Origin of the sequence: Pseudomonas sp. ADAK7 (genome assembly GCF_012935675.1) — a bacterium.
Taxonomy (GTDB): Bacteria; Pseudomonadota; Gammaproteobacteria; order Pseudomonadales; family Pseudomonadaceae; genus Aquipseudomonas.
Genome location: NZ_CP052861.1, coordinates 5,162,974 through 5,177,523 on the forward strand (window position 1 = coordinate 5,162,974; position 14,550 = coordinate 5,177,523).

Consider the following 14,550-nt stretch of genomic DNA (forward strand, 5'->3'; position numbering starts at 1 on the left):
TTGTAATGCCTGACCAAGATGTACGCTTGCAACACCTGAAAGTTTGGCTCGACGAACAGTTGGCGACCCTCTTTGCCGAGCAAGGCTGGGGCGCCGTGCCCCCGGCCACGTTGACCGCGGCCAGTAGCGACGCGAGTTTCCGGCGCTATTTCCGCTGGGAAGGCGAGGGCAAAAGTTTCATCGTGATGGACGCTCCACCGCCCCAGGAAAACTGCAAACCCTTTGTGGACATGGCTTTTTTGCTGGCGAAATCCGGAATAAATGTGCCGAAAATTTATGCCGAAGACCTCGATCGCGGATTTCTTTTGCTCAATGACCTGGGCAGCAAGACGTATCTGGACGTGATCGACAGCGAAAATGCCGACGATTTGTTCAAGGATGCCCTGCAGGCGCTGTTGGCTTTTCAGCAATTGCCGATGGTGGCGCCGTTGCCAAGTTACGACGTGGCATTGCTGCGTCGCGAGCTGGAATTGTTCCCTGAGTGGTACGTCAAGCATGAACTGGGCATCGAGTTTGACGCTGCCCAGCAAATGCTCTGGCAACAGGCCAGCGATCTGTTGATCGACAGCGCCCTGGCCCAGCCGACCGTGTTGGTGCACCGCGACTACATGCCGCGCAACCTGATGCTCAGCGAGCCGAATCCTGGCGTGCTGGATTTCCAGGACGCGGTCTATGGCCCGGTGACTTACGACGTGACCTGCCTGTTCAAGGACGCATTCCTCAGTTGGCCCGAAGAACGCGTGCTCGCCTGGCTGCAGGATTACTGGCAGCAGGCCGGCGCGCTGGGCATTCCGGTGCAGCCTGACTTCGAAGAGTTCCACCGTGCCAGCGACCTGATGGGCGTGCAGCGTCACTTGAAAGTGATCGGCATCTTCGCCCGTATCTGCCACCGCGACGGCAAGCCGCGCTACCTCGCCGATGTGCCGCGTTTCTTTACTTATATAGACGCAGTGATCGCCCGTCGTCCCGAACTGGCGGAGCTGGATGTGTTGCTGGCCAGTTTGCGTGCTGGAGGTCCGGCATGAAGGCAATGATTCTCGCGGCGGGCAAAGGCGAGCGCATGCGTCCGCTGACCCTGACCACCCCCAAGCCGCTGGTGCGTGCCGGCGGTGTGCCGTTGATCGAGTATCACCTGCGCGCGCTGGCGGCGGCCGGGTTTACCGAGATCGTGATCAACCACGCCTGGCTTGGCCAGCAGATCGAAGACTACTTGGGTGATGGTTCGCGTTACGGCCTCAGTATTCAGTATTCGCCGGAAGGTGAACCACTGGAGACCGGTGGCGGGATTTTCCGTGCCTTGCCGTTGCTGGGTGACGAAGCGTTTGTGGTGGTCAACGGTGATATCTGGACCGATTACGACTTCCGCGCGCTGCGCCAACCCATTGCCGGGTTGGCTCACCTGGTGCTGGCGGACAACCCGGCTCATCACCCGACCGGCGATTTCGTTCTGGTGGATGGCCAGGTACGCGACGGGCAAGCGGATGCCGAGACACTGACCTACAGCGGCATCGCGGTGCTGCACCCGAAGCTGTTCGAAGGCTGCTCGGCCGGGGCGTTCAAGCTCGCGCCGCTGTTTCGCCAGGCCATGGCCGCAGGGCAAGTGACCGGCGAACACCTGGCTGGGCATTGGGTGGATGTCGGCACGTACGAACGTCTGGCCGAAGCCGAAACCCTGATAGAAGCGAGACGCTGACATGTTGTGGCCAGGGACTCTGATCGGAGCCGGAGCGGGCTTTGCCATAGCCAGCATTCCGGGGGCCATGCTCGGCGCCTTGTTGGGGCAGGCGCTGGACCGGCGCCTGCACTTGCAGAGCTGGGCGCATTTGCGGGAAAAACTCGGCGGCCGACCGGCGCTGCGTAATGATGAACTGTTGTTCGTGTTGCTGGGCCGGTTGGCCAAGTGCGACGGGCGCGTGGTGGATGGCCATATCCAGCAGGCGCGTCAGGAGATGCGTTCGCTGGACATGACCGAATCGGCGCAACGGCGCGCGATTGCCGCGTTCAATCGAGGCAAAACCGGGCATGACCGGTTGCGTGGCTATCTGCGGCGCTTGAGTGTCCAGCCCCATGCGGCCGAAGGCGTGCTGCGCGCCTGTTGGCGGATGGTCTGGGCCGATGGTCGCGCGGGCAGCAGTGAACGTGAATTGCTGGCGCAATGGGGCAAATGGTTGGGCTGGACGTCGCAGCAGGTGTTGGCGCTGGCGCACGACTATGAACCGCATAAACGCCCTCAAGTGAGCAGCGCCGTGACTTATCAGGACGCCATGCGGCTATTGGGGGTGTCGGCGACCAGCGAGCCGGCGCAGATCAAGCGGGCTTATCGGCGTCTGCTCAGTCGTCATCATCCGGACAAGATTGCCGGTTCGGGGGCGACGGCGTTGCAGGTGCGCGAGGCGACGGACAAGACGCGCGAATTGCATAACGCCTATACGTTGATCAAGGCGCGGCGGGATTTTCGTTAGCAGCATCTAGTTTGTGTTGTTAGTGAAGCCGCCTTCGCGGGCAAGCCTCGCTCCTACAGGGTTTGGTCGCTCCCATTTTCGGTGAGCGACACAAACCCTGTAGGAGCGAGGCTTGCCCGCGAATGGACGCGATGCGGTCTACTGCTCCGCCACAGGCTGCGGATTCAACCACCCGCGCACCCGGCGAAACAACTGCTCTTGCTCAGCCTTGGTATTGCCCGGCAATGCCTTGAGCGACACCTGGCTGAACGCAGACGTTTTCAGGCGTTTGCTGGCTTGCAAGCGCGCAAGTGCGGCATTGCGATCCAGTGGTTTGTCCATATAGAAGAGATCGGCAGTCGGCAGCTTGAGGGTTGGCGTCAGCTCTACCAGCTCCGGTTTACCCGCCGGCGGCGTCTGCGCCGCGACCATCACGAATTTCTCCACTTGCGAAGGCTGCTTCTCGCTGAGGTAGCGTGCGGCCCAGTAAGCGCCGGTGCCATGACCCAGCACGACGATGCGGCGCGCACTTTGCTGCTCGGCATAGGCGATGGCCGCGTCGATGCGCGCAAAGATTCGCTCGGCATCAGCCTTGGACTGTTCTTCGGTGGTTTCCACGACCGCTTTATCGGCGACGTCCGCTTCACCGCTGGCCGCTTGCTCGATGGGCGTCGCGGTGGTCGAGTCTTTGCTGCCAGTCTCAGGGGCTTTGATCGTCGGCGGTACTTCGGCGACGCGTGGCGCAATGGCATCGCTTTGCAGGTCCGGCAAGGTGATACTCAGGCTGCTCCACTCGGCGTCCGGCAATTTGTTGCGCAAAGGGCTGATTGCTTGCGGCCAGTCAACGGTCTCGCCGGCGCCGGGGATGATAATCACCGCGCCCTTGGGTTCGGCGGTGTTGGCCGGCTTCCACAGGGCGAGAAATGTGTCGGCGCCAGCCTGGAGCTGTTGCTGTTCCTGGGCGGGGATTTGTCGCTCAAGTGCGGTCGCTTCTTCCTGACTACGCTCAAGCAGCGGCTGGCGTTCGACCGGTTTTGCTTCGGCAGGTTTTTCCGTGGCAGGAGCAGGGTCGGCGGCTTCGACGGAAAAGGCGCAAGGCAGGATCAGCGACAGGCACAATGCTGGCAGTGCCAGGCGGTAGACAGGGGGCATCGGATATTCCAGGCCAGAAGTTATTCCGGCAGCCTAATGGGTTGGTCAGTATTTGTCAGTGTGTGGGACTTCAATGATGCGTTTTCGCTGCCTGTGGGTTATCGGCTGTTTGTGGTTTCCCTTGATGAGTTGGGCGGCGCCCGCGCCACCGGCGCACGTTGCGCAATTGTCGACGGCCCAGCAGCAATGGCTGGCACAGCATGGCGAATTGCGCGTTGGTCTGGTGTTGCAGGCGCCGTATGCGCAATACGATCGCCGCTTGCAGCGCTTGTCCGGGGTCAACGTCGAGCTGATGAAGTGGCTGGCCACGTCGCTCAAGGTCGAGCTGAGCTGGCGCAATTTCCCCGACGTCGAACAGCTGGAACAAGCCGTACGCGAGGGCGAAGTCGATATCGCCCCGGGGCTGACCCAAACTCCCGGCGGGCTGCGGCTCTGGCAGTTTTCCGACCCGTACATGCGCGTGCCGCAACTGGTGGTCAGCGACCAGAAGGGCGCCGGCGTCGTAGAGCTGGAAAAACTCGACAGCCAGACCCGCGTCGCCGTGCGCATGCCCAGCGTCACCGCCGATTACCTGCGCAGCAATTTTCCCCATCTGAACCTGCAAGGCGTGCCGATCGAGCGTCAGGCGTTGCAGTTGCTGTTGAGCCAGCAGGCCGGGTACGCCGTGGTCGATGAGGCGCAACTGGGACGTTTGTCCGCCGAGCCTGAATTTGCCGGATTGGTCGTGGTGGGCGACATCGGCTTGCCGCAGTTGCTGCGCGTGGCCACGCGCCGGGACTGGCCGGAGCTGGCGGGTATCGTCGAAAGCGCGTTGCGGGCGATCCCGGCCAAGGATCTGGAGCAACTGCACAACCAATGGCTGCAACCCAAATACCCGCGATTGTCCGAGTCCCCGGGATTCTGGCAAAACCTTTGCCTGCTGTTGGCGATGTTGCTGCTGAGCAGCATCGCCATCGTGCTCTGGCAGCGACGCCAGCAACACAGCCTGGAGCAACGGCTGCTGGCGGCGCGGCAAGACATCGCCCTGCGCCAGGCCAGTGAAGAAGCCCTGCGCCTGACCCAGTTTTCCATCGATCAAAGCACCGTCGGCATCCTGTGGGTCAATTGGGACAGCCACGTGCGTTACGCCAACCGTGCCGCCGAAACCATGCTCGGTTATCCGTCCGGCGGGATCATCGACCGTCCGTTGATCGACTTCGAACCCGGTCTGCACATGGACCGCTGGCTCAACCTGTGGAAACGCGCCCGGGCCAGTGAAGAAGGGCCGCAAAGCTTCGAAACCAATTGCGTTCGCGCCGACGGCAGCGTCCTGCCCGCGGATGTTTCGTTGAGCTTCCTGCGTTTTCGCGACGGCGAATACCTGGTCGTGTACCTGAATGACGTCACCGAACGCCGCCGTGCCCTGGCTGCGTTGCAGGAAAGCGAGGCGCGGTTGCAAGGGATCGCCGCCAACGTGCCCGGATTGGTCTTTCGCCTGGAACGGGCGCCGGTGACCGGGCAAATTGACTTTGCCTACATCAGTGAAGGCAGCGAGAGCCTGGTCGGCTACTCGCCGGCGACGTTGGCCCATCGAGATAAAGGTCTGCGCAGCCTGGTGCACCCGGACGACAAGGCCAGTTATCACCGGACCCAGGATCATGCGCTGGACACTGACAGTGACTGGTCATGGCAGGGACGAATCCTGACCCGTTCGGGCGAGCAGCGCTGGGCCGAGATCAAGGCCATCACCCGGCGCCTGGAGGATGGCGCCTATGTCTGGGACGGGATTGTCTGGGACATCAGCGAAAGCAAGCGCATCGAACTGGAACTGGCCAGTTCCCGGGAGCAACTGCGCGAATTGTCGGCACACCTGGAAAGCGTGCGGGAAGAGGAAAAGGCCCGTATCGCCCGGGAAGTACACGATGAGTTGGGGCAGATGCTGACCGTGTTGAAACTGGAAACCTCCATGTGCGAACTGGCCTACGCCCAGCTTGATCCCGGCTTGCAGGAAAGGCTGAACAGCATGAAGCGCTTGATCGCTCAACTGTTCCAACTGGTGCGGGATGTGGCTACGGCGCTGCGGCCACCGATTCTCGATGCCGGGATCGCTTCGGCCATCGAGTGGCAGGCCCGCCGTTTCGAGGCGCGTACACAGATTCCGTGCCTGGTGCAGGTGCCGGAGAATCTGCCGGTGCTCAGCGATGCCAAGGCGATTGGCTTGTTCCGCATTCTTCAGGAAGCGCTGACCAATGTCATGCGCCATGCCCAGGCGCATACTGTCGAACTGACACTGGCGCTGGAAGGCGACGAGTTGTGCCTGACCGTCAGCGATGATGGCGTAGGATTTGTTCCCACCACTGGCCGGCCGACATCCTTTGGCGTCGTCGGAATGCGCGAACGGGTGCTGATCATGGGTGGGCAGTTATTGCTTGAAAGTGAGCCGGGTGAAGGCACGACCCTGAGTGTGCGAGTGCCGCTGGATGAGGAGAAGTAAGTGATCCGTGTACTGGTAGCCGAAGACCACACCATCGTCCGCGAAGGCATCAAGCAATTGATCGGCCTGGCCAAGGACTTGCTGGTGGTGGGGGAGGCGAGCAATGGCGAGCAGTTGCTCGAAACCCTGCGTCACGTGCCCTGCGAAGTGGTGTTGCTGGACATCTCCATGCCCGGGGTCAATGGCTTGGAAGCGATTCCACGGATCCGCGCTCTGAACAACCCGCCGGCGATCCTGGTGCTGTCGATGCACGACGAGGCGCAAATGGCCGCCCGGGCGTTGAAGATCGGTGCTGCGGGCTATGCGACCAAGGACAGCGATCCGGCGTTGTTGCTGACGGCGATCCGCAAAGTCGCGGCGGGCGGGCGCTACATCGACCCGGACCTGGCCGACCGCATGGTCTTCGAAGTCGGCCTGACCGATTCACGGCCGTTGCACTCCTTATTGTCGGAGCGTGAATTCTCGGTGTTCGAGCGCCTGGCCCGGGGCGCCAACGTCAACGACATCGCCCAGCAACTGGCCCTGAGCAGCAAAACCATCAGCACCCACAAGGCGCGGCTGATGCAAAAGCTCAACATCACGTCCCTGGCGGAACTGGTGAAGTACGCGATGGAACACAAACTTCTCTAATAAAGAACGCGATCCCCTGTAGGAGCGAGGCTTGCCCGCGAAGGCGTCCTCACAGGCGCTAAAAGCTTCGCGGGCAAGCCTCGCTCCTACAGGGATTGTGTCGGCATATCTATTTGCGACATGCCTGCAAAAGCGCTTTTGCTTGTCCTTGCGGCTTATCGCTGACTGCTCACCGCTGCGTTTGCCCAAACGCGCCATCCTTGTAGGGCAATCCCTACCCCCAACCTTCCACCCGGCTGAGGCGATTCTCTCCTGCGCCCCGATTTGCGTGGTCCCCAGCGTCCACTAGGCTTAGCCCACAAGCAGTCATCAACAACAAAGGTGTGGGTATGAGCCAGGTCGATTCAAGTGCAGGGGCCAATGACATTCTGGTCAGCTTTCGTGGAGTGCAAAAAAGCTACGACGGCGAGAACCTGATCGTCAAAGACCTCAACCTGGACATTCGCAAAGGCGAATTCCTCACCTTGCTCGGGCCGTCCGGCTCCGGCAAGACCACCAGCCTGATGATGCTCGCCGGTTTCGAAACCCCGACCGCCGGCGAAATCCTGCTGGCCGGGCGCTCCATCAACAACGTGCCGCCGCACAAGCGCGACATCGGCATGGTGTTCCAGAACTACGCGCTGTTCCCGCACATGACCGTGTCCGAGAACCTGGCCTTCCCGCTGACCGTGCGCGGCTTGAACAAGAGCGACGTCAGCGACAAGGTCAAGAAAGTCCTGAGCATGGTCCAGCTCGATGCGTTCGCCCAGCGCTACCCGGCGCAACTGTCCGGTGGTCAGCAACAGCGTGTGGCGCTGGCCCGTGCGTTGGTGTTCGAACCGCAACTGGTGTTGATGGACGAACCTCTCGGCGCGCTGGATAAACAACTGCGCGAACACATGCAGATGGAAATCAAACACCTGCACCAGCGCCTCGGTGTGACCGTGGTCTACGTGACCCACGACCAGGGTGAAGCCCTGACCATGTCCGACCGCGTGGCGGTGTTCCACCAGGGCGAAATCCAGCAAATCGCCCCGCCGCGCACCCTCTACGAGGAACCGAAAAATACCTTCGTCGCCAACTTCATCGGCGAGAACAACCGCCTCAACGGCCGCTTGCACAGCCACACCGGCGACCGCTGCATTGTCGAGCTGGGGCGCGGTGAAAAGGTTGAAGCCCTGGCGGTCAACGTCGGCCAGACCGGCGAACCCGTCACGCTGTCGATTCGCCCGGAACGCGTGAGCCTCAATGGTTCGAGCGAATCCTGCGTCAACCGCTTCTCAGGGCGGGTGGCGGAATTCATCTATCTGGGCGACCACGTCCGGGTGCGCCTGGAAGTCTGCGGCAAGACCGATTTCTTCGTGAAACAACCGATTGCCGAGCTCGATCCCGAACTGGCGGTTGGCGACGTGGTACCACTTGGCTGGCAGGTTGAGCACGTTCGCGCGCTCGATCCACTTCTAGAGGCGCATTGATCGCCCCCCGCAATACCAACACCAACCCTGCACGTGGAGAGAACAATAAATGTTGAGATCCCTGAAATTCACCGCTTTGGTCATGGGCATGATCGGTGCGGCACACGCGATGGCGGCGGGCCCGGACCTGACCGTGGTGTCCTTCGGCGGGGCGAACAAGGCCGCTCAGACCAAGGCTTTCTACGCACCGTGGGAAGCGGCGGGCAACGGCAAGATCGTCGCCGGCGAATACAACGGCGAGATGGCCAAGGTCAAAGCCATGGTCGATACCAAGAGCGTGTCCTGGGACCTGGTAGAAGTTGAATCGCCAGAATTGTCCCGTGGTTGCGACGAAGACATGTTCGAGCAGCTCGATCCGAAGCTGTTCGGCAAGTCCGAAGACTACGTCAAAGGCGCGATCCAGCCATGCGGCGTGGGCTTCTTCGTGTGGTCGACGGTGTTGGCCTACAACGCCGACAAACTGGCCTCCGCACCGACTAGCTGGGTCGATTTCTGGGACACCAAGAAATTCCCCGGCAAGCGTGGCCTGCGTAAAGGCGCCAAGTACACCCTGGAATTCGCTCTGATGGCCGACGGCGTTGCGCCGAAAGACGTCTACAAAGTGCTGGCCGGCAAGGATGGCCAGGACCGCGCGTTCAAGAAACTTGATGAGCTGAAACCAAGCATTCAGTGGTGGGAAGCCGGCGCACAGCCGCCGCAATACCTCGCCTCCGGTGACGTGGTCATGAGCTCGGCCTACAACGGCCGGATCGCTGCGGTACAGAAAGAAAGCAACCTGAAAGTGGTGTGGAACGGCGGGATCTACGACTTCGACGCGTGGGCGATTCCAAAAGGCCTGGATAAAACCCGTGCCGAAGCAGCGAAGAAATTCATCGCTTACTCGGTCATGCCGCAGCAGCAGAAGACCTACTCGGAAAACATCGCCTACGGTCCGGCCAACACCCAAGCCGTACCGTTGCTGGCCAAGGATGTGTTGAAAGACATGCCGACCACCCCGGAAAACATCGCCAATCAGGTGCAGATCGACGTCAGCTTCTGGGCTGACAACGGCGAGCAACTGGAGCAGCGCTTCAATTCCTGGGCTGCGAAGTAACCACAACCCTGTGGGCTAATGATCGTTCCCACGCTCTGCGTGGGAACGCATCCTGTGACGCTCTGCGTCACAGGGACGCGGAGCGTCACGGGCGGCATTCCCACGCAGAGCGTGGGAACGATCAGTATGTAGTTATCAAGATCAGAGGTTGCCTGTCTTCCTCTGTAACGATCAAAGATTTCCGGAGTACGCCATGGCTATCGCCGTTCCCCTGAACGCGGGCACTGACCCCACCTTGAAGCAGCGGCTCAGGCACGCCGAGCGAATCAATCGCTGGAAGGCCCAGGCCTTGATTGCACCGCTGGTGCTGTTTCTGTTGCTGGTGTTCCTGGTGCCGATTGTGGCGCTGCTCTACAAAAGTGTCGGTAACCCGGAAGTGGTCGGCGGCATGCCGCGCACCGTGACGGCTATCGCCAGTTGGGATGGTCGCGGCCTGCCCGCTGAACCGGTTTACAAAGCCGCCAGCGAAGACCTCGCTGAAGCGCGCAAAAACCAGACCTTGGGCGACTTGTCCAAGCGCTTGAACATGGAGTTGGCCGGCTATCGCAGCCTGCTGACCAAAACCGCCCGCGCCTTGCCGTTCGCCACTGAACCGGCCTCTTATAAAGAAGCGCTGGAAGCGCTCGACGAACGCTGGGGCGATCCGGCCTATTGGCAGGCCGTGCGGCGCAACACCAGCAGCATCACGCCGTATTACTTGCTGGCGGCGGTCGATCACCGGATCGACGACCTCGGCGAAGTGGCCCCGGCCACCCCCGATCAAGCGATCTACCTCGATATCTTTGCCCGCACGTTCTGGATGGGCCTGATCATCACCCTGATTTGCCTGGTGCTGGCGTACCCATTGGCGTATCTGCTGGCGAACCTGCCATCACGGCAAAGCAACCTGTTGATGATTCTGGTGCTGCTACCGTTCTGGACCTCAATCCTGGTGCGCGTCGCCGCGTGGATCGTGTTGCTGCAATCCGGCGGGCTGATCAACAGCGGCCTGATGGCCATGGGCATCATCGATAAGCCGCTGGAATTGGTGTTCAACCGCACCGGGGTCTATATCTCGATGGTGCACATCCTGCTGCCATTCATGATTTTGCCGATCTACAGCGTGATGAAAGGCATCTCACCGACCTACATGCGTGCCGCGATTTCCCTCGGTTGCCACCCGTTCGCCAGTTTCTGGCGGGTGTACTTCCCGCAGACCTATGCCGGTGTCGGCGCCGGTTGCCTGTTGGTGTTCATTCTTGCCATCGGCTACTACATCACTCCGGCGTTGCTGGGCAGCCCGAACGATCAGATGGTCAGCTACTTCGTCGCCTTCTACACCAACACCAGCATCAACTGGGGCATGGCGACCGCACTCGGTGGGTTGCTGCTGTTGGCGACCGTGGTGCTTTATCTGATTTACAGCTGGCTGGTGGGCGCCAGTCGCCTGCGCCTGAGCTAAGGGGAGAATGAAATGCTGAGTCCTTATATGTCGCCCATCGAGCGGGTGTGGTTCTACAGTTTGCGGATTCTCTGCGGGTTGGTGCTGTTGTTCCTGATTCTGCCGGTGCTGGTGATCATTCCGTTGTCGTTCAACTCCGGGAGTTTCCTGGTGTACCCGCTGCAAGGTTTCTCGCTGCACTGGTATCAGGACTTCTTTGCCTCGGCGGAATGGATGCGCTCGTTGAAGAACAGCATCATCGTTGCCCCGGCGGCCACGGTTCTGGCGATGATCTTCGGCACGCTGGCGGCGATTGGCCTGACCCGTGGTGACTTCCCGGGCAAGGCGCTGGTGATGGCGCTGGTGATTTCGCCGATGGTGGTGCCGGTGGTGATCATTGGTGTGGCGAGTTATCTGTTCTTCGCGCCGTTGGGCCTGGGCAACAGCTTCTTCTCGTTGATCGTGGTGCATGCAGTGTTGGGTGTGCCGTTTGTGATCATCACGGTGTCAGCCACGTTGCAGGGGTTTAACCACAATCTGGTGCGGGCGGCTGCCAGCCTCGGTGCTTCGCCGTTGACCGCGTTCCGTCGGGTGACCTTGCCGTTGATCGCACCGGGTGTGATCTCGGGTGCGCTGTTTGCCTTCGCCACTTCGTTCGATGAAGTGGTGGTGACGCTGTTCCTCGCCGGCCCTGAGCAAGCGACCCTGCCACGGCAGATGTTCAGCGGCATCCGCGAAAACCTCAGCCCGACGATTGCCGCCGCCGCGACGTTGCTGATTGCGTTCTCGGTGATCCTGCTGCTGACCCTGGAATGGTTGCGTGGGCGTAGCGAGAAACTGCGTACCGCGCAGGTCTGACCTGCACCGCTGATCGTTCCCATGCTCTGCGTGGGAATGCCTCACCGGACGCTCCGCGTCCGCTCTTGGGACGCAGAGCGTCCCTGGCTGCATTCCCACGCGGAGCGTGGGAACGATCATCTCCGGGTATTCACTGCCTGAATAACAGACAAACCCCAATCCCCAGCTACTATTGTGCCCAGCTCCCCTAACGATAAGAGGCTGCGCACATGAGTCTTTCCTCTTTCAAAATTGCCCACAAACTGATCACCGGCGCCGGTGCCATCGAGCAACTGGCCGCCGAGCTGACCCGCCTGGATGTCGATAACCCGCTAATCGTCACCGATGCCGCCCTGGTCAAGTCCGGCACGGTCGAGCTGGCGCTGGCGCATCTGGGCGATCGCACCTATGAGGTTTTCGATCGGGTCCTGCCCGACCCGGAAATCGCCATCGTCGAAGACTGCATGCGCGTCTACCGCGAAGGCGGGCATGACGGGTTGATCGGCCTCGGCGGCGGCAGCGCCATCGATATCGCCAAAAGCGTGGCCGCTTATGCCGGTTATCACGGCGCACTGGAAGATTTGTTCGGCGTCGATCAGGTACCGCGCAAAGGCCCGCCGCTGATCGCCATCCCGACCACCGCCGGCACCGGTTCGGAAGTCACCAACGTGGCCATCCTCTCGGACAAGGTCGCGCAGTTGAAGAAAGGCATCGTCAGCGACTATCTATTGCCGGACGTGGCACTGGTCAGCCCGCAAATGACCCTGACCTGCCCGCGCAGTGTCACCGCCGCCAGTGGCGTCGATGCGCTGGTGCATGCGGTCGAGTCCTACCTGTCGCTGAACGCCTCGGCGATCACCGATGCCCTGGCGATTGGCGCGATCAAGCTGATTACCCAGGCACTGCCCAAGGCCTACGCCAACCCCTCCAACCTGCAAGCCCGCGAAGACATGGCCACCGCCAGCCTGATGGCCGGCATGGCGTTCGGCAATGCCGGGGTCGGCGCGGTGCATGCGCTGGCGTATCCGCTGGGCGGGCGCTACAACATTGCCCATGGCGTCAGTAACGCGTTGCTGCTGCCGTATGTGATGACCTGGAACAAGCTGGCCTGCGTCGAGCGCATGCAGGATATTGCCGAGGCCATGGGCGTGAAGACCGCGCACCTGAGCGCCACCGATGCGGCGGACAAAGCCGTGGAGGCGATGACCGCGTTGTGCCTGGCGGTGGAGATTCCCCTCGGCCTGCGCAGCTTCGGCGTGCCCGAGGATGCGATCCCGGCCATGGCCGTGGAAGCGGCGGGGATCGAGCGCCTGATGCGCAACAATCCGCGCAAGTTGAGCGCCGTCGATATCGAGAAGATCTACCGGGCGGCGTACTAGAGCCTCGCGGCCGATTATCGATTGAAGGCAGGCCCAATCATCGCGGTCACAGTGCGCGCGTCAAAGCATGAGGTATACAATGCGCGCCATCGTGATTCTGCTCAAAAAAGGTGCGTCATGCAGCCCTTCGTAATTGCTCCGTCGATTCTCTCCGCTGACTTCGCCCGCCTGGGCGAAGAAGTGGACAACGTCCTGGCCGCTGGCGCCGACTTCGTGCACTTCGATGTCATGGACAATCACTACGTGCCCAACCTGACCATCGGCCCGATGGTCTGCGCGGCATTGCGCAAGTACGGCGTGACCGCGCCGATCGACGCCCATTTGATGGTCAGCCCGGTGGATCGCATCGTCGGGGACTTCATCGAGGCTGGCGCGACCTACATCACCTTCCACCCGGAAGCCACACAACACGTCGACCGTTCCCTGCAACTGATCCGCGAGGGCGGTTGCAAGGCAGGCCTGGTGTTCAACCCGGCGACGCCGCTGAGCGTGCTCGAGTACGTGATGGACAAGGTCGACATGATCTTGCTGATGAGCGTCAACCCTGGCTTCGGTGGGCAGAAGTTCATTCCCGGCACCCTCGACAAACTGCGTCAGGCCCGTGCGCTGATCGATGCGTCCGGCCGTGACATTCGCCTGGAAATCGACGGCGGGGTCAACGTGAACAACATTCGTGAAATCGCCGCCGCCGGCGCCGACACCTTCGTGGCCGGCTCGGCGATCTTCAATGCGCCGAACTACCAGGAAGTGATCGAGAAGATGCGTTCCGAACTGGCGCTGGCTCGTCCATGAGTGGCTTTGAGCAGCTGTTCCCGGGGCGTCTGCCGCGGCTGGTGATGTTCGATCTGGATGGCACGCTGATCGATTCGGTCCCCGACCTCGCGGTTGCCGTGGATAACATGCTGCTCAAACTGGGCCGCGAACCGGCGGGCCTCGAGTCGGTGCGCAAGTGGGTTGGCAACGGCGCGCCGGTGCTGGTTCGCCGCGCGCTGGCCGGGGGCATCGAGCATTCGGCAGTCGATGATGGCGAGGCCGAAGGCGCGTTGGAGATATTCATGGAGGCTTATAGCGAAAGCCATGAGCTGACCGTGGTCTATCCCGGCGTACGCGACACCCTGAAGTGGCTGCACAAGCAGGGCGTCGAGATGGCGCTGATCACCAACAAGCCGGAGCGCTTTGTCGCGCCGCTGCTGGATCAGATGAAAATCGGCCGCTACTTCAAATGGATCATCGGCGGCGACACCCTGCCGCAGAAGAAACCCGATCCGGCCGCGCTGTTCTTCGTCATGAAAATGGCCAATATCCCGGCGTCGCAATCGTTGTTTGTCGGCGATTCGCGCAGTGATGTCTTGGCGGCGAAAGCGGCGGGGGTCAAGTGCGTAGCGCTGAGTTATGGCTACAACCATGGCCGGCCGATTGCCGAAGAGTCGCCGGCGCTGGTGATCGACGATCTGCGCAAGCTAATTCCCGGTTGCCTGGATCTGACGGCTGAGATAACGTTGCCCGACGCTGTTCAACCCCCTTCTGGAAACGCCATCGTGGTGGTCACTCGCAAACTCTGGATGAAAGTCATCAAGGCCCTGGCCCGCTGGCGTTGGCGCGCCTGACTTGTTCCTGGCCGGCCTGCCGGCGCGTTTGCATACCTGACTGTTAGACCCTCAAGCCACGAGG

The 14,550-nt window shown here is 61.4% G+C and carries 13 protein-coding genes; 12 read left to right on the forward strand and 1 reads right to left on the reverse strand.

Annotated features, from left to right (window positions below):
• Positions 1–5: 5 nt before the first annotated feature.
• Genes HKK53_RS23635 through HKK53_RS23645 form a run of 3 tightly spaced genes read left to right on the forward strand, consistent with a single transcriptional unit; the run spans position 6 to position 2,462 of the window.
• Complete coding sequence (locus HKK53_RS23635) at positions 6–1,025, forward strand: aminoglycoside phosphotransferase family protein (RefSeq protein ID WP_169372813.1); 1,020 nt, start codon at positions 6–8, stop codon at positions 1,023–1,025.
• A complete protein-coding gene (gene murU / locus HKK53_RS23640; protein WP_169372814.1) occupies positions 1,022–1,693 on the forward strand; it encodes an N-acetylmuramate alpha-1-phosphate uridylyltransferase MurU in 672 nt (223 codons plus the stop codon). The genes HKK53_RS23635 and murU overlap by 4 nt, the downstream gene beginning before the upstream one ends.
• A 1-nt stretch (position 1,694) precedes the next feature.
• Positions 1,695–2,462: a TerB family tellurite resistance protein gene (locus tag HKK53_RS23645; protein WP_169372815.1), complete on the forward strand. Its 768-nt coding sequence runs from the start codon at positions 1,695–1,697 to the stop codon at positions 2,460–2,462.
• Between the two features lie 138 nt (positions 2,463–2,600).
• On the opposite strand, the gene HKK53_RS23650 is transcribed toward HKK53_RS23645, so the two are convergent.
• Complete coding sequence (locus tag HKK53_RS23650) at positions 2,601–3,593, reverse strand: alpha/beta hydrolase family protein (protein WP_169372816.1); 993 nt, start codon at positions 3,591–3,593, stop codon at positions 2,601–2,603.
• A 73-nt stretch (positions 3,594–3,666) separates the two neighbouring features.
• Between HKK53_RS23650 and HKK53_RS23655 the strand changes: the two genes are divergently transcribed.
• The 9 genes from HKK53_RS23655 (at position 3,667) to HKK53_RS23695 (ending at position 14,486) form a co-directional block, all read left to right on the forward strand.
• The gene (locus HKK53_RS23655; RefSeq protein WP_169372817.1) at positions 3,667–6,066 is read left to right on the forward strand and encodes a PAS domain-containing sensor histidine kinase; all 2,400 of its coding nucleotides are present in this window, start codon (positions 3,667–3,669) and stop codon (positions 6,064–6,066) included.
• Positions 6,067–6,696 carry a response regulator gene (locus HKK53_RS23660; protein WP_169372818.1) on the forward strand — a complete coding sequence of 210 codons (630 nt, stop codon included), beginning with the start codon at positions 6,067–6,069 and terminating at the stop codon, positions 6,694–6,696.
• Positions 6,697–7,025: 329 nt separating this feature from the next.
• Entirely contained in the window at positions 7,026–8,150 is a 1,125-nt protein-coding gene (locus HKK53_RS23665; protein WP_149659561.1) for an ABC transporter ATP-binding protein, read from the forward strand.
• Between the two features lie 49 nt (positions 8,151–8,199).
• Positions 8,200–9,243: an ABC transporter substrate-binding protein gene (locus tag HKK53_RS23670; protein WP_123513023.1), complete on the forward strand. Its 1,044-nt coding sequence runs from the start codon at positions 8,200–8,202 to the stop codon at positions 9,241–9,243.
• 193 nt (positions 9,244–9,436) lie between these two features.
• Positions 9,437–10,684: an ABC transporter permease gene (locus HKK53_RS23675; RefSeq protein ID WP_169372819.1), complete on the forward strand. Its 1,248-nt coding sequence runs from the start codon at positions 9,437–9,439 to the stop codon at positions 10,682–10,684.
• A gap of 12 nt (positions 10,685–10,696) precedes the next feature.
• Positions 10,697–11,521: an ABC transporter permease gene (locus HKK53_RS23680; protein WP_169372820.1), complete on the forward strand. Its 825-nt coding sequence runs from the start codon at positions 10,697–10,699 to the stop codon at positions 11,519–11,521.
• Positions 11,522–11,730: 209 nt separating this feature from the next.
• Positions 11,731–12,879 carry an iron-containing alcohol dehydrogenase gene (locus HKK53_RS23685; protein WP_169372821.1) on the forward strand — a complete coding sequence of 383 codons (1,149 nt, stop codon included), beginning with the start codon at positions 11,731–11,733 and terminating at the stop codon, positions 12,877–12,879.
• A 117-nt stretch (positions 12,880–12,996) separates the two neighbouring features.
• On the forward strand, positions 12,997–13,671 hold the full coding sequence (rpe, locus tag HKK53_RS23690; protein ID WP_092277324.1) for a ribulose-phosphate 3-epimerase: 675 nt from the start codon (positions 12,997–12,999) through the stop codon (positions 13,669–13,671).
• A complete protein-coding gene (locus HKK53_RS23695; protein ID WP_169372822.1) occupies positions 13,668–14,486 on the forward strand; it encodes a phosphoglycolate phosphatase in 819 nt (272 codons plus the stop codon). Before rpe ends, HKK53_RS23695 begins: the two co-directional genes overlap by 4 nt.
• Positions 14,487–14,550: the final 64 nt, after the last annotated feature.